The following is an 18,012-nucleotide window of genomic DNA, read 5'->3' as shown; positions in this document are numbered from 1 at the left end:
TTTTATGGTTGAGACGTTGAGACAAATTCCTGAGAGTGGTTGCTATCAGACGATTTGAGGTGTCTCAACCCCTTTGTCTCAACCCCCTCCTGAAATGTCTCAACCTATGGGACAAAAACCATGAATTAGGGCCGAAATGTCTCAACCCCCCTAAATGTCTCAACCCCCTGGCCTTAGGTTGAGCCACCTTCTGGGGTGCTGGCCTTGCGCCAGAAACGTGCTTTTTGCCCGTTGTGTCGCGTTGGAATGCGATCTTTGATCCAGCCTCCGATTTGCTCCATGGCTTTGGGCAATTCAGTTTGCTGTGACCGATCAGGAGCGCGATCGATTGGAATGATTCCAGCACCACGCAGGATGTCATTGGTGTGATGTGGCCCTGCTCGATTGATGGGCTGATCAAGCCAGGTTGCGATGGAATGCGTCCACGGATGTTCATCCTCAGCGACTTCAAGATTGAGCCTGCTGGCGGCTGCCGCAGCGTCTGCATCGAGGAAGCATGGTTCCCCTGCGCGATAGGCCAAGACGGCAGCCTTCCAGATGCGATCGCGATCACGGCGCACCTTGTCGATGTCAATGCGTTCACCGGCGTCGAATGACTGCGGGCATTGGATGACTAGGAATCTGCGGCGGAGTGCAGCATCACCGCGAAGGAAGGGACCGTTAACGGTGCCGACCATGATCCCGGCACGATCCTGCTTTTCGGTGCCTTTACCGAAGGGAACGCGCAGATCATCACGTCTGGTGGTGATGAGGTTTTTGAGCTGCCCGACGGCTTTCTTGCCGGCGATGTAATCGAGCTCAGCCTGTTCGTAGATCCATGCCCCATGAAGGATCAGCAGGAAATCCTTTTCCTGTTCGGCATCACTGCTGGAGTGCCAGTCAGGGGAGGCCAGAACGATCCAGAACTCTGACTTGTAGATGCCGCCATCACCATCGAGAGTCACGACGGTGTCGAACTTGCAGCCGGGTTCGAAACGGCGTTTCACCGCACCGATCAGACCAACCTTCAGGTAGCGATCAAACAGCGGTTCAGTGGTGCCGAGATAGGTGCTGCTGAGCTTGTCGATGTCCGCTGGCTCGATGCTGGGATCGTCCACTACGACATTCAGATAATCCTGAATTGGATCGAACCGATTGGTGGATGCCAGCGCATAAACAGCATCGATGCAGGATGCCTTTTGGATCTTCCAGCCAGCCTGTTGTGCCTTGCCATAAAGGCGTTCCATCTCAGGTTCAGGGATGGGATGGCCACCGGCTTCAACCAGGCGAGTGACGGTGTTGAACCGCAGGAACCGATCCGGGAGTTTCCACTGAAGGGAAGTCAGTGCATCACCGGTGCAGAGACTGGTGCGCACCTTTTTGCCTTCATCAGTGAGCGCCCAACCGGACCCCCACTGATCGATTAGTGCAACGTCGCCGGGGGTGTCGCTGTCGTCGTCGATGGCGATGGTGGCCACTGGTGCAGCGTCTGCTTTGGACGGGCTGGTTTGCTCTCTCCATGGGCAGATCCATGGGTTGCTGGGATCGGCGGGATCCTCCGCTGCAATGGTGAAAACGGTCCAGATTTTGCTGCGCTTGCCGGCTGCAGGTGGATCAGCTTCCAAGGATGCTGCGACCTTGTCGATCTCCCAGTCGCTGTCTTGTGACCAGTCAGCTTGTGCTGCCAGATCGCAGGCTTGCTCACTGCCGAATTCATGCACGAGCGCGGCAAGGATGCGCATGGCGGTGGGATAACCACCAGTGCCTTGCTTCCCGCGTTCAGGGCAATGCTGCAGGGCGTCAATGACAACGGCATGACGCTGCGCTGCGGTCATGTCTTTGTAATGAGTGCCATCACCGGCCGCGGCAGTTTGCACCCTGTTTCGACGTGATGGTGCCGCAGTGGTGCTGGGCTGAATGTTGAACCGTGCTTCTGCGGCGGTGAAGTATTCCTCGAGCTCAGCGAGGCTGAACTGCTCGGCGGTGGAATGGCGAATTTCGGCACGATTGCCGGTCTTCGGATGAATGGCCCCCGCGACCCGCATCACTTGGCATGGGTCATCCAGTGAGGTGTCGGCATCACCGCCTGGATGGGCGGCCTGCATGATCGCCGCGAGTCTCCGCTGAGCAATGGTGAACTGCTCAGGAGTGATGGCCTGCTGCAGTGGCCAGTAATGGTGAATCGACTTGTTTCCGGAGAAAACGGACAGGCCTGGTTCAGGCATGACGCCCTGCCAGGAGACCATCTGTTCGTCGAGTGATGCGCCGCTGTCGTCTTCGGTGAAAAGAGCAACTGCGGATGTGATGTCAGCCTTTTTGCCGCCACCAGGATTCACGACGAATCCCAGCGCCATTTCCGGCCGTTTCTCCAGCAGTTCATCAACCGCCTTGCTGATGGGCTTCCCGTTTTTCAGAAAGTCCTTGCCGAAGCCTTTGCACCAAGCGCGGAACAGGATTGGCGATTCATCTGGATCAAGACCCAGAAAATCCAGGTGTTCCTGAACTGCTTCCCAATCAGTGGTCACAGCTTCACCTCCGGATCAGCAATGACATGAACGGCACGCTGTGCCCGGGTAGCCGCGGTGTACCAAAGGCGACGGCGTTCGTTGGCACCACCGGCTGCACGATCTAAATCGCGCCCTTGGATGAATACGTTGCGGAACTGAGAACCCTGGGCCTTGTGGCAGGTCAGGCACCAATAAGGCTGTAACTGCGCGAAGGAATCATTCAGATCCCAGAAATCATCCCAAGCGTGTTGGCCGGAGCCACGCTGCATATTTTCAAAGGCCTGCTCCCTTAATTGCTTGAGGAACACCTGCATCCGACCTTCATGGGTGGGATCAATCGCCCTGATTTTTCGCGGTGGTTCACCGTCGTCGGTTTGAGTGATCAGCTCCCAGCTCAGAAATGGTTTGCCGTCGGTGCAGGCCGGATGGAGAAATTCAACAGGTGTGGCGTGACGAATCAAAAGCTCACGGCTCGAGCCATAGATCAGTTCGGTGTGATCATCAGAAGCCTTGACCCCTGAGTGAGTGACAACACGTTCCCCAACGAGGAACGGAGCAGCCTTGCGGCCATAAACATGACGACGAATGCCGGCATTGAGCCGATTCACCTCATCGTTGGTCCAGGCAATGACGCGAAACGCATCAGGATCATCTTTCTCGTGATGTTCGGCTGCCATCTCAAGGAAGGCATGTTGCCATTCCTTTTTGTCGGCGTAGGTGAAGATCGAGCTGGAGTCACCAATGATTGATTTGGTGAATGGGATTCTCCATTTGCTGCCGGTGGTTTGCCTGATGGCGGTAGCTGCATCAAGCACTGCACCGTCGTGGCGCATCACTTTGGTGAGATCAAACCGTGGAGTGCAGCGCAATGCAGGCGAAACCCTGCCGAATTTGACGGGAGAGAGCTGGGCTTGATCACCGATGAAGATGATCTTGGTCCAGAAATCAGCTGCCTCCTCGATGTACTTGAGCAGCTTGGGGTGCATCATCGATGCTTCATCCGCTAGCCAGATGTCGTTTTCATCCAGGCGCGGCTTGGAGCCAGGCTGCGGAACAAAATCAACCTCGTCTTTGGTTTTCTTTTCACGCAACCCAAGCAGCGAAGCAAAGGTTGCAGTTTCAGATTTGTTGACCTTGCAGGCATCTGCCAAAACTTGGCAGGCCTTATGGGTTGGAGCGCATAGCCCAACCGTGTAACCGGCATTGATCAACGATTCACGAATCAACCGTGACGTTGTGGATTTGCCGGATCCTGCGGGGCCATTGAATGAAGCGAATGTTCCAACACCTGATTGGCGGCAAAAAGCAGCGATGCCACTGATGGCGGATTGCTGTTCAGAAGTGGCTTGAAATCCAACCGGCTTGGACGCTTGCAGGCAGAGCTCGTCTGCAGCGTCACGGAGAGTTTCAGCTTGGATTTGCTCGATGCGAGCAGCATCCTGCTGATGTTGCAGGAGTTCAGAAATTGACGACGCATTAGCGCCATCGGGGTCGATGCCCCTAAGTTGAGGATGCTTCAAGGTTGAACCTTTTGCGGGGTTTGCTTTGAGGGCAGGGATCCAGCCGGTGCTTTTCCGGGCGTGGCTGAATCCCCCTGTGATCAGTTGTTGGCCAGTTCAAATTCGCCAGCGGCGATCAGAACGATTTGGCGAAGAGCTTCAGCGTGAGAACGCAGGCCATTAGTGCGGCGATAGTTTTCAAGGAACTCTTTTGTTCCGGCGTGAAACTTGGTGCTGATCAACTCCCTATCGACGACCGGACAGTGCTTGTCGATGGTGGAAGAGGTCATGATTCGATGGGCAATGAATGCAACAAAGTCACCCTAAGAGTTAAAAAGTGACTCGCAATTACTCTGTTTTGAGTGATCCTTTCGGGGGGTGGTGTAGGGCGCCCCGGTGAGTCAAATGATCAGAACTCTTAATCATTCTTGCTGAATCTGGTCTTGGTCAAGCAACAAAAAAGCCCCCGTGATTGGGGGCTGAAAAGTCGATTGCTGCAAGGAAATCATCCTTGCTCACGCTCTTGCAAAGTTCGGCTGTAGTGATCAGCCAGCACTCTGCATTCTTGAACTTGCCCGCGATAATGATCACCGCGGGATTCAAAGTAACCAGCGCGAAGTAGCTCCCACCGTGCAGCGTCGTAGAGCTCAGCGGTGTCGAGTGTGCGTCGTGGCATTAGGCAGCCTCCAGAACACGACGTTTCCAGTCGTCCATGAGGTCGGAAACGACAAAGCAATGGCTTGCCAGTTCCAGTTGCCCTGCCTTTTTGGCTTCCACAGCAAGTGTCTGAATCTGCTGCTGCAGCGAGATGAAGGAGGTCAGGCGCATTGGAAAGCGCTTTGGCTTTTCAGTCATTCCTGGCCTCCGTCCGACGTTGCCAATCGTCGGCATGCACGATGCGTTCGATCTGATCGAGACGGTCAGTGACCTCAATTAGCTGATCAAAGAGGCAGCCGGTTTCCTCCCTGAGCTTTTCTGGCAGTTTGTCCAAAAGCACCTTTTGGTTGTCAGCCAGAACCTGGAACTGCTCCATCAGATGTTTCTGATTGGCGGCAATCGTCACGATCGGGTTCTCTTCAAACCCTTCAACGGATTTGAGATCAGCCATTAGGCAGTCCTCCGCTGGATGTTGTGAGCTCGGATTGCTTCGAGCAGCTGCACCTTTCGTGCATGGGCACGCCACTTCGCGGTCCCGATCTTGAGATCACGGGCGTGCTTCAACAGCTCCATCCTGGTGAGTTTCAGGCTGGGCTTTTTCGGACCGAAGGTGGTCCGCACCAATGGTGTTGATGGTGCTGGTGCTGGAGCGGAGGCCTTGGATCGAGCGATGGCTGCGGCCATCTGCAACACCAGGCTGAGAGTGGCCAGGCCGAAGGCGACCTGGCACAGCGTGATGGCGGGGATGCTCATTTGCTCCCTCCAGCCCAGAGGCATTCGAGAGCCACACCAAGGAAGCCCTGATGGAAGGCTTCGCAGTGGTCCTCCTGCCATTCACCAGGACCGGTCATCTGCCGATGACGGCTGAACTGCTCGCAACCGTTGCCGAGGAATGCAGCGGTTGAGGCATCTTCCAGACAGAAGTCGTCAGCGCCCCAATCCCTGGCATCACCGGCACCAACTTCGTGGGGAATGTCCGGATTGATCCGACCATCAGCCACCATCTCGGCCGCGGCTCTAGCCCCGTCGAGGCGTGACATGGCCACGCTGATCACATCGGAGGTTTTCATGCCGTCACCCCCATGCCGCGAAGCGCGACCCTCTCCTCAAGCTTGAAGCCAGCGGTGAGGATCTCACTGATCAAGCGGTTGCACTGCTGCTCCCGTTCGTCCATAAGCGCCCAGCACTGGGAATCAGTAGACCTGGACATGCGGACTGCTTCATCACGTAGGCACTGAACGATCAGTCGGAGATCGTCGTGATCTAAATAGATGTAGGTGCGAATGCAACCACCATCCACAGACAGGTGATGGCTCTTGTCGGCGTGAGTGCTCATGACTCCACCTCCTTCAGAACACTGCTTGCGGCCAGCAGCAGGATTCCTGCCACCTTCAGGTCAGCGATCCAGGCCCAGTGGATTCCACCGTTGTGGAGTGAGCCCTTTGGGTCGGCGTAAGCCTGGTGAGTGTCAAAGCAGCGGTTGGCCTGCATCTTCAATTCACCAATGACCCATGAGCGTTCCTCGGGGGAGCTGGGACCATCCCAGAACGCATCAAGCCGCGGCCAATCGGTTTCACCAGGCAGATCCCATTGATCCCGGCTGACGCGCCCAATGGTGATTTCGAGGATGCCCATCGCATCGCGAACAAGCAATCCGGCAGCATCAACTGGATCGCCTTCATGAATGGCATCACAGATGTGGCGCACCACGTCAGTGTTATCCACCAGAGTTGCGAGATAAAACTCGCCAAGTGGCTCGAGTTTGGTGGTGGTCATGAGTCACCTCCGCATTCGTGGACGTTGATGGAGTGAGTGCCATCAATTACGTCGTTCAATGCCTGAACGAGCAGAGCCAAACCGGCGGCCTGCTTGTCGCCATCCATCAGCTGAGCCAGGCGGTTGACCCTTTTGGCAATGGCGATGTCTTGATCTGTCCAGCCTTCAAGCTCAGCCGCACGGGCTTCCTTGCTGGCTTCCACAAGTGTTTTCTTGGTGGTCATTCGATCCCCTCCTGCAGTTCGTCGTTGATTTCCTGGTTGAGAGCCAGAACGTCCCGGTGGAGCTCTGACCAGTGATTGATGAGATCGACCGCTTTGGCTTTGCGTTCAGGCGACATGGCACTGATGCGCTTTGCATCGCGTTCGCCCTGGAACATGTGCGAACCGAAAGCCACCAGTCCGGTCAACACCTGACTGCCGTGCCAATCGGGTGAAGACTTGCGGGCCTCGATCATTGCGGTGCTGTTGATGTCGAAGGTGGAGCTCATGCCTCACCTCCATCGTCAAAGCGACTGCGGTTGATCTTTGTGGCTTCAGTCCAAGCGCGGACCGCTAATTCTTGATCCCAGACAACCTGCGGGCTGGTGGGTGATTTGCGGCGGTAGTGAACACCCAGCTTGAAAATCTGAGTGTCGGGATGAATGGACTTGTCGTTGTAATCCTCGCGGCGACGATGGAGGGTCTTGGCGTCGTTGACACCAAGCGCCTGCATCACCTCTCGCGTTGAAGCGTTGAAAGACATTTGCGGGGGTCACATCAAGTGGGATGTGGCCGACCAGCCGCTAACCCTGCGTCGAAACTTCTTCCGGAGCCCAGCAAAGGGTTCTCAGGATGTCTGGAGTGTTCTCATCAGGGAGCTTGGGATCCGAAGGATCTTCCTTGACATAAACAACACCAGCGGGCCTCGCCAAAAGAGCATTCAGATGCTCCCAAGTTCCACGCTCAACAATCCGCATGGGCGGAAGATTGACCGTATTGGGATGAACGTCAAAAGCTAGTTTGTACGCTCGCATCACTGCTGGGGACATGAAAACCTCCAGCGGAACCTCTTTGCCCGTCTTTGGATGAACAGGCAACGGAAGGTCGAAACCGCATGCAGCGTCTTTATCGATCATTTGCTGAACGAGTGACGGTGAATATGAGGTCCCTTTCGGGAGCCGTACTTTGCGATTGCGACGTGACAAGGCTGTCTCGGAATAACAGAGAAAGCGGCTAATCACAGTTCCGATTGCCACTGGTTCCAGAAGGAAAGCCATCCAGTGGGTTCAGGCAAAGTCTGGGAGGGTCCGAAGACGGTCGCCAGCAACTGATAGGCGCACCTTGACAGCCAAACACCGCCCTTGTCAACCCTTTGACGGGGAAATTGCCGTTTTTGGTTGATGCAAACTCTGTATACAGTGGATTTGACAGCATTAGATAGGCGCTCCGTATACGGGGTCTAAGTGAGAAATAGGCTCAGCTCGCAGAGCTTCCGCAGCTGTCACAAGTCGGTTGCATCAGCCGCCCCCATTTCTCCAAATGCCCTGGCTGTTGCCTCAGCCGTGGTCACCAGATAGCTGGCACTGTGTGTGCGCTCGCTATGGCCCATCGCGTCACTGATCGCCGCAGTGTTCTGGCCACGCTCATGGCAGCGGACGCTGTAGCTGTTGCGGAAGCTGTAGGGCCGCAGGGTCCTGCCTTGCTCTTCAGTCTCAACCTTCCACTGCTTCCACAGCGGCATGCGGGCCAAATACTGAGCAACCGCACGACCTTTCTCTTTCAGTGGTGGCATCGGCAGCAGGCCTGCCTCCCAGGCCGCAGTGAGATCACCGCTAGTCAGATTGCCGTCTGCATCCTTCAGCGGGGCTGCATAAAGGAATCGAGGCTCAGTCTCGAGTTTTTCTGACTTGCCGCCGCATGCTTTGCGATAGGTGCAAAACAGCTGTTTTCGCTTGGTTGCCTCGTTGAATTCCACCGTGAGATAGCTCAGCTCGATCGGCCGCAGCCCATAGGTGGCCATCACCCGAAGAGCGTTTTTCCAATCGTCTGACTGTGCTGAATCAATCAGCTGCAGGAGCTGCAGATCAGAAAGTGCTGCGATCGGTGGTGAATCCGACGCCTTGCCGCTGCCAGCGAGCTTGGCCTTCTGTCTGGCAGGAATCTCCCAGTCAGAGCTCAAACCGCAGTGATCCATCCCAAAAGCCAGGAAGCGGCAGATGGCATCAACAGCAGACTTCCGCGCTGCTGGCTTGGTCACCCATCCGCGGAGCTCAAGCGCTGCATCCAGCAGAAGGTATGGCGTCGATGGTGGGCGCTTGCCGGTGAGCACCGTGATGGCCGCTCCCACGTAGCGCTTCTCTTCATTCAGGGTGCGCTGGCTGATCTTGGTGCCGTGCTTGCAGCGGTCGGCATAGAACCTGTCAGCGATCGCCTGCCAATCAATGCCGGTGATGACTGCTGGGACACCTGGGGCTGGCTCTTCGTCGTCATCTTCTGGATGAAGTTCCAGCCAGGCCTCTGCCAGTGACTTGGGAGGGTCGCCCTGTGTTGATTGATAAAGGCTGGCCAGGGTGTCGGTGACGGGACCGATGCAGCCGACCTCCCATGCGATCGGGAGCGTTTTTGTCCACGACGCCGCGGTGCCGCCAGATCCCTGCCGAACTCGAAGTTTCACCTTGCCGCGGTGCTCGCTGACAGACCATCCGCGGGGCACGCCGGCTTCCTTGATCGACTGCTTCAGGACGGGGCGAAAATCAAGCACCATGACTACCTCTTTACTGGGACCACTTGGCCAATACTGCCACAAAAGTGGTCCCGAAGTGGTCCCGCCAATAAAAAACCCGCCGAGTGGCGGGTGAGGATTCGCTAAGAAGCGTTGCGGTGACTGATGGGCGATACGGGGATCGAACCTGTGACAATCTCCTTGTAAGGGAGGTGCTCTACCGCTGAGCTAATCGCCCGGTAAGACAATTCTGCCTGATGGAGGCAGGCTGGAGCAGCTCAACACCCATTGATGTGGCCTCAGGCCAAGACCATGACCGGGCCACCCTGGCCTGGTGCCTGCCCGTTGGCCTACTGACGAGCTGCTGGCTGGGATGGATCAACGGTGCTCTAACAGCGCTGGCCTTCCTGGTGGGAGGCCTCTGGCTGTCACCAGACCTTGACGTGCGCTCGACCGCCCTCAGGCGCTGGGGAGTACTGGGTGGAATCTGGTGGCCCTATCGGCGGCTGCTTCAGCATCGATCCCTCTTATCCCACGGCCCCCTGATCGGCATGACACTGCGCTTGGCATGGCTGTCAGCCCTGATGTTGCTGAGCTGGACAGCCACTGCATCGCTGTTATTCCCTGCCATTCCAACTCCATCCCAGGCATGGCCAGACCTGCTCACAACCTTGAGAGAACATCCCCGAACTTGGATCGGCGTCCTGGTGGGTCTGGAAAGCAGCGTTTGGCTGCACCTGATTCTGGATGGAGATCCACTGCCTGCGGAGTGGTCAAAACCATGGCGCAGGCATCGACGTCGATGAGAGGGTGTCCACAACCTTTTGTGGTTTCCATGGCCTCAGGCTCCGAAGTGACCCAGCACCAGGACCCCCTGCGCCAGCTGGAGGGCTTGGTGGCACGGTTACGCGATCCTGAAGAAGGTTGCCCCTGGGACCTCGAACAGACCCACCAGTCATTGACCCCCTACGTGCTGGAGGAAGCCCATGAGGTGGCCGATGCAATCCGTCATGGCGATGACAAGCACTTGAAGGAGGAGCTCGGTGACCTGCTGTTGCAGGTGGTGCTTCATGCCCGCATCGCCGAAGAAGACAGGCGATTCGATCTCAATGCTGTGGCAGTCGGCATCAGCGAGAAACTGATTCGCCGCCATCCCCATGTTTTCGCTGACGCCGAAGCCCGCGACAGCGCAGCTGTTCGCATCAGCTGGGAGGCCATCAAGGCGCAGGAAAGAGCAGAAGCAAAAGCTGCCGCGAACTCGACCTCTCCCCTCAGCGATCAGCTCGCCGAAAAGGTACGTGGACAGCCGGCCCTCTCTGGAGCGATGACCATCTCCAAAAAAGCCGCAAAGGCCGGCTTCGAATGGTCGGACATGACCGGTGTCTGGAGCAAGGTGAACGAGGAACTCGAAGAGCTCAAGGAAGCCGTTGCCTCAGGCGACAGGGCCCATGCCCAGGAGGAGCTTGGGGATGTGTTGTTCACCCTGGTGAATGTGGCTCGCTGGTGTGAGATCAGTCCGGAGGAAGGACTGGCAGGAACCAATCACCGCTTCCTGGATCGCTTTTCACGGGTCGAAGCAGCCTTGGGCGGTGATCTCCACGGGCACAGCATTCAGGAACTGGAGGGGCTTTGGCAGCAGGCCAAAGAAGCCATCCGGAGCCAGAGCGCGTCTCAAGATCAGGGAAGCTGATCAGCTGAGTTCCCTCTCCAAGAAACCAGTGAGCTCTGTCCAGGCCTGATCAGCGCACTGCGGATCCCAGCGCTCGCCGTCATCGCGCATGAAGGTGTGGTTCGCCTCATAAACAATGGATTCGTGCCGCAGATGAGGGATCGCCGCGAGCGTCGCAAGAATCACTTCCCTGGCTTCGCCAGGAACATGGGGATCGAGCCGGCCGAAGATCGTGAGCAGAGCCCCCTGGATCTCTGCAGCCCGTTGCAATGAATCAGCCGCTTCCAGACCGAGTTTGCCGTCCTGAAGACCAGTGGGATAGATGCACACACTGGCCCTGACCTGCGGCATGAGCGCAGCACGAAAGGCAAGATGACCTCCGATGCAGAAGCCGACGGCCCCAAGACGACCGCTATCCACATCCGCATTCTCAGCCAGCCAGGCCAATGTCGCCGACGCATCGGCGTCATAGGCCGCAATAGACGTGTGCGCAGCGTTGTCGTTGCCTCGCAATCGGCCGATGGGATCAGGCTCGATCACTGAGCCGATCGGCTCACGGCGATGGAAGATCTCCGGCGCAGCGACCACATAGCCATAGCCGGCAAGACGATCAGCAAGACGGGTGATCGGCGCACCGAGCTGATAGATATCCGAATAAAACAGGATGCCCGGCCAGCAACCATCGCTCTGGGGCCGCACAACGTGCAGTCGCATCAGGCTTTTGTCGACGGTCAGGCCCACAGTGTCTTTGCGTATCTGCACGATGATCAGCGACGTTGCGCGGACCGTAGACAGAAACCAGCTCGGAGGCCTGGATCAATCGTGAGCAGCGATCGTGCCTTCCGTTGTGCCCCAGAGATGGCGCTTGACCTGGTCGGCTTCGTGGATGATGGCGCGCGCCTGATCACGGGTTGTGCAGCTCCGCGCCCCTTCTTCCAGACGCATCAGGTTGACCAATTCCGCTGCGGGGTGTTGATCATGAAATTGATTCATCAATCCACCTCCAAGACAGCTTGGTTAACCGCACCTTAACCAAGCAATCCATCTGAACCAACCCTTAGTCATCCAGTGAGGGCCGGCCTTGGCGACGACGTTTGAGTTCGCTGCGCCTGCCTTTGGCCTCCAATCTCCGTTTGACTGCAGCACGTCCTGGACGTGTGGGCCTGCGCTTCGGCGGCGGCGGCTTGAGCCCCTTCCTCAACAAATCGGCCAGTCGCGCCATGGCCCTCTGACGGTTCTGCCACTGCGAACGCTCCTCAGCCGCAACCACCCGCAGGCAATTCCCCTCCAGACGCGACGCCAAATGCTCACGCAGGCGGGCCTTGCGAAAGGGACCCAGAGCCTGGGAACTCTCCAGGTCAAATCGCAACTCCACTCTGGAATCGGTGGTGTTCACAGCCTGCCCACCCGGACCAGAGGACCGGGAAAACCGCCACTGCAGCTCAGCGGCTGGGATCACCAAACGGTCGTTGATCGGCAGATCCTGAATCACGCGCCGACTCCGACGAGCATTGGAAGTGGTAACAGCAGTCTGCGTCCGCTCCGCGCAAACGATGAGCCAACGCTGTTCTTAGCTGGAGGAAGGATTCCTCCACAACCTTCATGACCAAGGCATCCCCGGCCACAGGCCGCTGGATCGATGAACACCATGAAGGAGTTCGTTATGGACTCACTGGACAGGTGCTGGTGGATGAAGAGAGCAGCTTCCAGCGCATCACCGTGATCGAGAGCGAGCGCTATGGCAGAGGCTTGCTGCTGGACGGTTGCTGGATGACCGCCGAGCACCAGGAACGGCACTACCACGAAGCACTGGTGCATCCGGCTCTTTGCAGTGCCGCGGCCATTGAACGCGTCCTGGTCATCGGCGGTGGCGACGGCGGCACTGCTCGCGAATGCCTTCGCCATCCGGGCGTGCGACATCTCGACATGGTGGAGATCGATGGCCGGGTGGTGGAACTCAGCCAGAAGCATCTGACTTGCATTGGTGGAGGCTGCTGGCAGGACCCCCGCTTTCACCTGACTGTGGGAGATGGCATTGCCTGGGCAGCAGACTGCACTAAAGCCAGCTACGACGTGGTGATCGTGGACGGTTCCGATCCGGCAGGTCCGGCCGAAGGTTTGTTCAACCGCAGCTTCTTCGAGCACTGCCGGCGCATCCTCAGGCCGGGAGGCATCTTCGCCACCCAGAGCGAATCACCTGAGGCCTTCCGGCAGGTTCACATCGATACCGTTCGGCTGCTGAGGGATGTGTTCGGCCATGCCGATCCCCTTTACGGCTGGGTGCCGATGTATCCCAGCGGTTGGTGGAGCTGGACTTTCGCTGCGGTGGAGGGCCCCCGCTACCGAAAAGCCATTGTGGAGCGAGCGGCCAGCATCGCCGCAGGCTGCGAAATCTGGAGCCCTCGCTGGCAAGCCGGTGCCTTTGAAGCGATACCTGCCTTCATCGAACGGGAGCTCTTGGCGTGAGCATCCCGGTCCATTCACTGTTTGATCGGGAGGGAGCGGTCTACATGGGCGCGAGCCGGGATCCGAACGGCTGCAAGGTAGGCCTGTTCGGCGTGCCCTACGACGGCACAACATCCTTCAGGCCAGGCACCCGTTTCGGACCCTCAGCAGTACGGGAGGTGAGTGCTGGCCTTGAGACCTACTGCCCCCAGCTTGACCTTGACCTCGAGACCATGGCCTACGCCGACCTTGGAGCGGTTGATATCCCCTTTGGCGCCGCTGAACCCGTGGTGGAGGCCGTTCATAAGGCCACGATCCATGCCTTGGACCTGCAGCTCAAGCCCTTGATGCTGGGTGGTGAGCACTCCATCAGCTCCGGAGCGGTGGCTGCTGTCGCCGAACGACATCCTGATCTGGCACTGGTGCAGCTGGATGCCCACGCAGATCTCCGCGATGAATGGCTGGGATCTCGCTTGAGCCACGCCTGCGCCATGCGACGCTGCCTGGAGGTGCTTCCCAGTCGGGAGCTGCTGCAGATCGCCATTCGCAGCGGTACCAGGGAGGAATTCTCGGAACTGCACAGCAGCAACCGCCTGGTCCCCTTCGCTCAGATGGGTTCCCGTCTGCAGAATTTGCGCGGCCAGCCTCTTTATCTGACCGTTGACCTTGACTGGTTTGACCCGGCCGTGATGCCTGGCACAGGGACCCCTGAACCAGGTGGCTTTCTCTGGCAACACTTCGCCGAATTGATAAGCGAATTACGCCATCACAACCTCGTCGGAGCCGATGTTGTCGAACTGGCTCCTCAACTGGACCCGAGTGGCATCAGCAGCGTTCTGGCAGCCAAGGTGACCCGCAGCCTGCTGTTGCTGATGGCTCAGTAGAAGTGAGCAGCTTCCAGACGCTGCTGCCGCAGTCGTCGGTGCTGACCGCTGAGCAGGCTGAGCACGAGTGTGGGATGCCCGTGAATCAACTCCAGAAAACTGTTGCGATCCAGTCGAAGAACGTGAACCGGAGTGATCGCTCGCGCTGTTCGACTGTGATGGGTGTCTTCCGCCACCAGGTCTTCGTAGAAGAACACTTCTCCATCGCCATAGCGGAGGCGGTCACGACCACCGGTCGTGAGCTCCACCAGCCCGCGTTCAATTGCGTAGAGAGCAGTCGCCGATTCACCCCGTTCAAACAGGATGCTGCCCGTGGGCAACAATAACTGATCAACGTTGCGATGCTCAGCGATTAGCTGAACAGCGGTCGGCATGGATGTGGAGACCGACAACGGAGACGCAAATAATCATTCAGTCTCTTCATTGTTGCGACCGATTCAAGGGGTGTTGTAACTGAAACGACACACCATCTTTATTCACAAGACCTGGGCTGGCTCTTCGGATTGACCAAGACCATCCAGGGAAGATCCCAGGTCCAGCTGTCGATCACCTCCGACTAAAGGCTGATCGGAGGACACGAGGCCAGGAAGCACCGGAGCACGCGCTGTCCAGTGATGGCACCAGATCACCCGTGCAAGCTCAACGTGCACCGTCAGATTGCGCAACCTGCACCATCCACCTCCCCCACCACCCTGGGCAGGGATGCAGTGCTGACAGGACTGGCAGGAAGACTTGACAGAAGGCACTCTGAACGGAGAAGTTCAAGCTAAGGACGCTTTCCGTAGCGGTCGACGCTGATGACTCAATCTGCGGCTTTGCTTCCACTTCCAACGCAAACCGGAACTGCATCCATAGGATCCGCTGTGAACGCCTGATCTCTGTCATGGATCTGCAACGCACGCCGCTTCATGACCTCTGCCGAGAAGCCAAGGGTCGCATGGTTCCTTTTGCCGGCTGGGACATGGCGGTGCAATTCTCGGGGTTGATCGCCGAACACAAAGCCGTGCGCGAAGGCGTGGGCATGTTCGACATCTCCCACATGGGCGTGCTTCGGATCGAAGGCAGCAATCCCAAGGACGCACTCCAGACTCTGGTGCCAACAGACCTGCACCGGATCGGAGTGGGGCAGGCCTGCTACACCGTGCTGCTGAATGACAACGGCGGCATCCGTGACGACCTGATCGTCTACGACCAGGGGGAAGCTGCATCCGGCGACGGCACCGTGCTGGTGGTGATCAATGCTGCCTGCGCTGATAGCGACACGGCCTGGCTGAAACAGCAGCTGGAACCGCGAGGTCTCAGTGTTCAAGATGAAAAGCGGGATGGCGTGCTGCTCGCCCTGCAGGGTCCAAAGGCGATTGGGATTCTCGAAAAATTGAGCGGAGAGTCACTGCACGAGCTACCCCGCTTTGGCCATCGCCTGCTGCAACTGCAAGGGCTCAGCGAACAGGTGTTCTGCGCCCGAACCGGCTACACGGGAGAAGACGGTGCTGAACTGCTGCTGAACCGGGCAGACGGACGCAAACTCTGGGCGCAACTGCTGGACCTGGATGTGGTGCCCTGCGGCCTGGGAGCACGCGACACCCTGCGTCTTGAGGCCGCCATGCACCTTTATGGCCAAGATATGAATGCCAACACCAACCCGTTTGAAGCAGGCCTGGGTTGGCTGGTCCACCTCGAGATGCCTCAGGACTTCATCGGCCGAGACGCTCTGGAGCAGGTGGCAGCCAATGGAGTCACCCGGCGGCTGGTGGGGCTGAAGCTGCAAGGACGAGCCATCGCCCGCCATGACTACCCGGTGCTGCACAACGGTGAAAAGGTGGGAGTGGTCACCAGCGGCAGCTGGTCACCCACCCTGGAGGAGGCCATCGCCCTTGCCCTCGTACCCAAGGAACTGGCGAAAGTCGGCAGCGAACTTGGTGTGGAGATCCGAGGGCAGGTGCAACCGGCCACCGTGGTGAAGCGACCCTTCTACCGACGTGGTTAAAAGGGCCCGGGCTATGGGAAACTCGCCTGTCACCAGCTGATAAATCCCATGCGCAGCAACGGTTGCGGCGACCTGCGCAAGCAGCACATTGATAAGCAGGTGCAGCTGTGCGGCTGGGTGGATCGACGCCGCGACCACGGCGGTGTGATTTTCATTGACCTGCGCGACCGCAGCGGCACCGTGCAGATCACCGTGGACCCCGACCTGGGTGCTGAGGCTTTTGCTGTGGCCGAACATCTGCGCAGCGAAACCGTGCTGCAGGTGAACGGCAAGGTGCGAGCCCGGCCGGCCGAATCCCTCAACGACAAGCTGGCGACGGGCTCAGTGGAAGTGCTGGCCAGCGGCATCACGGTGTTGAACAGCGTGAAAGGAAACCTTCCCTTCCCCGTCTCCGTGCACGACGAAGAAAACACCCGAGAAGAGCTGCGACTGCGTCACCGCTATCTGGATCTGCGCCGCAAGCGCATGAACGACAACCTGCGCCTGCGGGCCCAGACCATCCAGGCCGCCCGCCGCTTCCTGGAAGACGAAGGCTTCATCGAGGTGGAGACACCGGTGCTCACGCGCTCAACCCCCGAAGGGGCGCGTGACTACGTACTCCCAAGCCGCGTCTGCGGCGGCGATTGGTTCGCCCTGCCGCAATCCCCCCAGCTGTTCAAACAGCTGCTGATGGTGGGTGGCATCGAGCGCTATTACCAGGTGGCCCGCTGCTTCCGCGACGAAGACCTGCGTGCCGACCGCCAGCCGGAGTTCACCCAGCTGGACATCGAAATGAGCTTCATGGATCAGGAGCAGATCCTCGAGCTCAACGAATCACTGATCTGCGCCATCTGGAAGGCCGTGAAGGGCATCGAGCTGCCGCGGCCCTTCCCCCGCATGACCTGGCATGAGGCCATGGAGCGCTACGGCACCGATAGGCCCGACACCCGTTACGGCATGGAGCTGGTGAGCGTTTCGGACATCGTCAAGGACATGGGCTTCAAGGTGTTCAGCGGTGCAGTGAAATCCGGCGGATCGGTGAAGTGCATCGCCGTCCCAGGCGGCAACGATGCGGTGAGCAATGTGCGGATCAAGCCCGGCGGCGACGTGTTCAGCGAAGCCCAGAAAGCCGGTGCCGGTGGCCTGGCCTTCATCCGCGTGCGCGACGGTGGCGAAATCGACACGATCGGTGCGATCAAGGACAATCTCAGCGATGCGCAGAAGCAGGAGCTGCTCAGTCGCACCGGAGCCCAACCAGGCACGCTGCTGTTATTCGGTGCCGGTGACACCGCCACGGTGAACAAGGCCCTCGACCGGGTGCGTCAATACCTCGCCAAAGAGCTCGGCATGGTCCAACCCGACAGGGAGAACGGCCAGTGGAACTTCCTCTGGGTCGTGGATTTCCCGATGTTCGAGTTCAACAGTGATGAGAATCGTTTTGAGGCTCTGCATCACCCCTTCTGCGCTCCCAACGCCGAAGACCTGGGCAACGACCCCTCGGAGTGGGCCCAGACACTGCCGGAAGCCCGCGCTCAGGCTTATGACCTCGTGCTCAACGGGCTCGAACTCGGTGGTGGCTCGTTGCGCATCCATGACTCGGCCCTGCAGCGACAGGTGTTACAGACCGTTGGTCTGCCCCTGGAGGAAGCCCAGGAGCAGTTCGGCTTCCTGATGGATGCCCTGGATGTCGGAGCTCCCCCCCACGGAGGCCTGGCCTTCGGCGTCGACCGGATGGTGATGCTGCTGGCAGGCGAGGAATCGATCCGCGACACGATCGCCTTCCCCAAGACCCAGCAGGCGCGTTGTCTGATGACCAACGCTCCCGGCGGTGTTGCCGACAAACAGCTTGAGGAGCTGCATGTGGCCAGCACCTGGGTGGAAGAGAACGACGAGACCGCGAACTAGAACCCGAACAGAAACCAGCGGT

At 58.5% G+C, this 18,012-nt stretch carries 25 protein-coding genes and 1 tRNA gene; 6 read left to right on the top strand and 20 right to left on the bottom strand.

Translation table 11 applies throughout. The features are described 5' to 3' along the window. Positions 1-173: 173 nt before the first annotated feature. The 15 genes from SIB58_RS15220 to SIB58_RS15150 all read right to left on the bottom strand — a co-directional run bounded on the left by SIB58_RS15220 (position 174) and on the right by SIB58_RS15150 (position 9,359). Positions 174-2,504, bottom strand: coding sequence for a VapE domain-containing protein (locus SIB58_RS15220; protein ID WP_066912201.1), 2,331 nt, complete (start codon positions 2,502-2,504; stop codon positions 174-176). Further along, the gene (locus tag SIB58_RS15215) at positions 2,501-4,006 is read right to left on the bottom strand and encodes an ATP-dependent DNA helicase (protein WP_074159395.1); all 1,506 of its coding nucleotides are present in this window, start codon (positions 4,004-4,006) and stop codon (positions 2,501-2,503) included. The genes SIB58_RS15220 and SIB58_RS15215 overlap by 4 nt, the downstream gene beginning before the upstream one ends. 80 nt (positions 4,007-4,086) lie before the next feature. Further along, the gene (locus SIB58_RS15210; RefSeq protein ID WP_066912193.1) at positions 4,087-4,275 is read right to left on the bottom strand and encodes a hypothetical protein; all 189 of its coding nucleotides are present in this window, start codon (positions 4,273-4,275) and stop codon (positions 4,087-4,089) included. Positions 4,276-4,660: 385 nt separating this feature from the next. Next, complete coding sequence (locus SIB58_RS15205) at positions 4,661-4,840, bottom strand: hypothetical protein (protein ID WP_156486821.1); 180 nt, start codon at positions 4,838-4,840, stop codon at positions 4,661-4,663. Beyond that, positions 4,833-5,093 (bottom strand): hypothetical protein, encoded by a 261-nt coding sequence (locus tag SIB58_RS15200; RefSeq protein ID WP_066912190.1) that lies wholly within the window; start codon positions 5,091-5,093, stop codon positions 4,833-4,835. Before SIB58_RS15200 ends, SIB58_RS15205 begins: the two co-directional genes overlap by 8 nt. Then, positions 5,093-5,395: a hypothetical protein gene (locus SIB58_RS15195; RefSeq protein WP_066912187.1), complete on the bottom strand. Its 303-nt coding sequence runs from the start codon at positions 5,393-5,395 to the stop codon at positions 5,093-5,095. Before SIB58_RS15195 ends, SIB58_RS15200 begins: the two co-directional genes overlap by 1 nt. Further along, the gene (locus tag SIB58_RS15190) at positions 5,392-5,712 is read right to left on the bottom strand and encodes a hypothetical protein (protein ID WP_066912184.1); all 321 of its coding nucleotides are present in this window, start codon (positions 5,710-5,712) and stop codon (positions 5,392-5,394) included. The genes SIB58_RS15195 and SIB58_RS15190 overlap by 4 nt, the downstream gene beginning before the upstream one ends. After that, entirely contained in the window at positions 5,709-5,978 is a 270-nt protein-coding gene (locus SIB58_RS15185; protein WP_066912181.1) for a hypothetical protein, read from the bottom strand. The genes SIB58_RS15190 and SIB58_RS15185 overlap by 4 nt, the downstream gene beginning before the upstream one ends. After that, positions 5,975-6,418: a hypothetical protein gene (locus SIB58_RS15180; RefSeq protein ID WP_066912177.1), complete on the bottom strand. Its 444-nt coding sequence runs from the start codon at positions 6,416-6,418 to the stop codon at positions 5,975-5,977. The genes SIB58_RS15185 and SIB58_RS15180 overlap by 4 nt, the downstream gene beginning before the upstream one ends. Beyond that, entirely contained in the window at positions 6,415-6,642 is a 228-nt protein-coding gene (locus SIB58_RS15175) for a hypothetical protein (RefSeq protein ID WP_066912174.1), read from the bottom strand. Before SIB58_RS15175 ends, SIB58_RS15180 begins: the two co-directional genes overlap by 4 nt. Next, entirely contained in the window at positions 6,639-6,908 is a 270-nt protein-coding gene (locus SIB58_RS15170) for a hypothetical protein (RefSeq protein ID WP_067327632.1), read from the bottom strand. Before SIB58_RS15170 ends, SIB58_RS15175 begins: the two co-directional genes overlap by 4 nt. Then, positions 6,905-7,162, bottom strand: a complete 258-nt coding sequence (locus SIB58_RS15165) for a hypothetical protein (protein ID WP_066912168.1) — start codon at positions 7,160-7,162, stop codon at positions 6,905-6,907. The genes SIB58_RS15170 and SIB58_RS15165 overlap by 4 nt, the downstream gene beginning before the upstream one ends. 40 nt (positions 7,163-7,202) lie before the next feature. Next, positions 7,203-7,535, bottom strand: coding sequence for a hypothetical protein (locus SIB58_RS15160; RefSeq protein ID WP_197461573.1), 333 nt, complete (start codon positions 7,533-7,535; stop codon positions 7,203-7,205). Positions 7,536-7,900: 365 nt separating this feature from the next. Then, complete coding sequence (locus tag SIB58_RS15155; RefSeq protein WP_067327635.1) at positions 7,901-9,163, bottom strand: hypothetical protein; 1,263 nt, start codon at positions 9,161-9,163, stop codon at positions 7,901-7,903. Positions 9,164-9,287: 124 nt separating this feature from the next. Further along, positions 9,288-9,359, bottom strand: a tRNA-Val gene (locus SIB58_RS15150). Between the two features lie 19 nt (positions 9,360-9,378). On the opposite strand from SIB58_RS15150, the gene SIB58_RS15145 reads away from it, so the two are divergent. Together SIB58_RS15145 and mazG are read left to right on the top strand one after the other, a co-directional pair. Further along, complete coding sequence (locus SIB58_RS15145; protein WP_369813462.1) at positions 9,379-9,927, top strand: metal-binding protein; 549 nt, start codon at positions 9,379-9,381, stop codon at positions 9,925-9,927. A 29-nt stretch (positions 9,928-9,956) separates the two neighbouring features. Further along, on the top strand, positions 9,957-10,811 hold the full coding sequence (gene mazG, locus SIB58_RS15140; RefSeq protein ID WP_066912162.1) for a nucleoside triphosphate pyrophosphohydrolase: 855 nt from the start codon (positions 9,957-9,959) through the stop codon (positions 10,809-10,811). On the opposite strand, the gene SIB58_RS15135 is transcribed toward mazG, so the two are convergent. From SIB58_RS15135 to arfB, 3 genes are all read right to left on the bottom strand, one after another. Beyond that, on the bottom strand, positions 10,812-11,552 hold the full coding sequence (locus tag SIB58_RS15135) for a dienelactone hydrolase family protein (RefSeq protein WP_067327638.1): 741 nt from the start codon (positions 11,550-11,552) through the stop codon (positions 10,812-10,814). It abuts the gene before it with no gap. A 54-nt stretch (positions 11,553-11,606) separates the two neighbouring features. Further along, positions 11,607-11,783, bottom strand: coding sequence for a hypothetical protein (locus SIB58_RS15130; protein WP_197461224.1), 177 nt, complete (start codon positions 11,781-11,783; stop codon positions 11,607-11,609). Between the two features lie 64 nt (positions 11,784-11,847). Beyond that, positions 11,848-12,282 carry an alternative ribosome rescue aminoacyl-tRNA hydrolase ArfB gene (gene arfB, locus SIB58_RS15125; protein ID WP_066912155.1) on the bottom strand — a complete coding sequence of 145 codons (435 nt, stop codon included), beginning with the start codon at positions 12,280-12,282 and terminating at the stop codon, positions 11,848-11,850. A 110-nt stretch (positions 12,283-12,392) separates the two neighbouring features. Between arfB and speE the strand changes: the two genes are divergently transcribed. After that, positions 12,393-13,256: a polyamine aminopropyltransferase gene (gene speE / locus SIB58_RS15120; protein ID WP_066912152.1), complete on the top strand. Its 864-nt coding sequence runs from the start codon at positions 12,393-12,395 to the stop codon at positions 13,254-13,256. Between the two features lie 44 nt (positions 13,257-13,300). Continuing rightward, a complete protein-coding gene (speB, locus tag SIB58_RS15115) occupies positions 13,301-14,119 on the top strand; it encodes an agmatinase (protein ID WP_066912234.1) in 819 nt (272 codons plus the stop codon). On the opposite strand, the gene SIB58_RS15110 is transcribed toward speB, so the two are convergent. Both SIB58_RS15110 and SIB58_RS15105 read right to left on the bottom strand, forming a co-directional pair. After that, entirely contained in the window at positions 14,113-14,493 is a 381-nt protein-coding gene (locus SIB58_RS15110; RefSeq protein WP_067327641.1) for a cyclic nucleotide-binding domain-containing protein, read from the bottom strand. The genes speB and SIB58_RS15110 overlap by 7 nt on opposite strands. 102 nt (positions 14,494-14,595) lie before the next feature. Beyond that, a complete protein-coding gene (locus tag SIB58_RS15105; protein ID WP_231884239.1) occupies positions 14,596-14,865 on the bottom strand; it encodes a metal-binding protein in 270 nt (89 codons plus the stop codon). Positions 14,866-15,002: 137 nt separating this feature from the next. Here SIB58_RS15105 and gcvT point away from each other — a divergent pair, with 137 nt between their 5' ends. Next, positions 15,003-16,106, top strand: coding sequence for a glycine cleavage system aminomethyltransferase GcvT (gcvT, locus tag SIB58_RS15100; protein WP_066912139.1), 1,104 nt, complete (start codon positions 15,003-15,005; stop codon positions 16,104-16,106). A 48-nt stretch (positions 16,107-16,154) separates the two neighbouring features. Then, a complete protein-coding gene (gene aspS / locus SIB58_RS15095) occupies positions 16,155-17,990 on the top strand; it encodes an aspartate--tRNA ligase (protein WP_066912136.1) in 1,836 nt (611 codons plus the stop codon). Positions 17,991-18,012: the final 22 nt, after the last annotated feature.

Source organism: Synechococcus sp. MIT S9504, from assembly GCF_047497135.1.
Taxonomy (GTDB): domain Bacteria; phylum Cyanobacteriota; class Cyanobacteriia; order PCC-6307; family Cyanobiaceae; genus Synechococcus_C.
This window is presented reverse-complemented; position numbering and strand designations above follow the sequence as displayed.

Bases quoted from the DNA above. Each gene is read 5' to 3' on its own strand.
- mazG (WP_066912162.1), top strand. From the start codon at position 9,957: ATGGCCTCAGGCTCCGAAGTGACCCAGCACCAGGACCCCCTGCGCCAG.
- SIB58_RS15180 (WP_066912177.1), bottom strand. From the start codon at position 6,418: ATGACCACCACCAAACTCGAGCCACTTGGCGAGTTTTATCTCGCAACT.
- SIB58_RS15175 (WP_066912174.1), bottom strand. From the start codon at position 6,642: ATGACCACCAAGAAAACACTTGTGGAAGCCAGCAAGGAAGCCCGTGCG.
- gcvT (WP_066912139.1), top strand. From the start codon at position 15,003: ATGGATCTGCAACGCACGCCGCTTCATGACCTCTGCCGAGAAGCCAAG.
- SIB58_RS15190 (WP_066912184.1), bottom strand. From the start codon at position 5,712: ATGAAAACCTCCGATGTGATCAGCGTGGCCATGTCACGCCTCGACGGG.
- speE (WP_066912152.1), top strand. From the start codon at position 12,393: ATGACCAAGGCATCCCCGGCCACAGGCCGCTGGATCGATGAACACCAT.
- SIB58_RS15110 (WP_067327641.1), bottom strand. From the start codon at position 14,493: ATGCCGACCGCTGTTCAGCTAATCGCTGAGCATCGCAACGTTGATCAG.
- SIB58_RS15210 (WP_066912193.1), bottom strand. From the start codon at position 4,275: ATGACCTCTTCCACCATCGACAAGCACTGTCCGGTCGTCGATAGGGAG.
- aspS (WP_066912136.1), top strand. From the start codon at position 16,155: ATGCGCAGCAACGGTTGCGGCGACCTGCGCAAGCAGCACATTGATAAG.
- SIB58_RS15155 (WP_067327635.1), bottom strand. From the start codon at position 9,163: ATGGTGCTTGATTTTCGCCCCGTCCTGAAGCAGTCGATCAAGGAAGCC.
- SIB58_RS15170 (WP_067327632.1), bottom strand. From the start codon at position 6,908: ATGAGCTCCACCTTCGACATCAACAGCACCGCAATGATCGAGGCCCGC.
- SIB58_RS15145 (WP_369813462.1), top strand. From the start codon at position 9,379: ATGGAGGCAGGCTGGAGCAGCTCAACACCCATTGATGTGGCCTCAGGC.
- SIB58_RS15195 (WP_066912187.1), bottom strand. From the start codon at position 5,395: ATGAGCATCCCCGCCATCACGCTGTGCCAGGTCGCCTTCGGCCTGGCC.
- SIB58_RS15205 (WP_156486821.1), bottom strand. From the start codon at position 4,840: ATGACTGAAAAGCCAAAGCGCTTTCCAATGCGCCTGACCTCCTTCATC.
- speB (WP_066912234.1), top strand. From the start codon at position 13,301: ATGGGCGCGAGCCGGGATCCGAACGGCTGCAAGGTAGGCCTGTTCGGC.
- SIB58_RS15160 (WP_197461573.1), bottom strand. From the start codon at position 7,535: ATGATCGATAAAGACGCTGCATGCGGTTTCGACCTTCCGTTGCCTGTT.
- SIB58_RS15200 (WP_066912190.1), bottom strand. From the start codon at position 5,093: ATGGCTGATCTCAAATCCGTTGAAGGGTTTGAAGAGAACCCGATCGTG.
- SIB58_RS15130 (WP_197461224.1), bottom strand. From the start codon at position 11,783: ATGAATCAATTTCATGATCAACACCCCGCAGCGGAATTGGTCAACCTG.
- SIB58_RS15185 (WP_066912181.1), bottom strand. From the start codon at position 5,978: ATGAGCACTCACGCCGACAAGAGCCATCACCTGTCTGTGGATGGTGGT.
- SIB58_RS15165 (WP_066912168.1), bottom strand. From the start codon at position 7,162: ATGTCTTTCAACGCTTCAACGCGAGAGGTGATGCAGGCGCTTGGTGTC.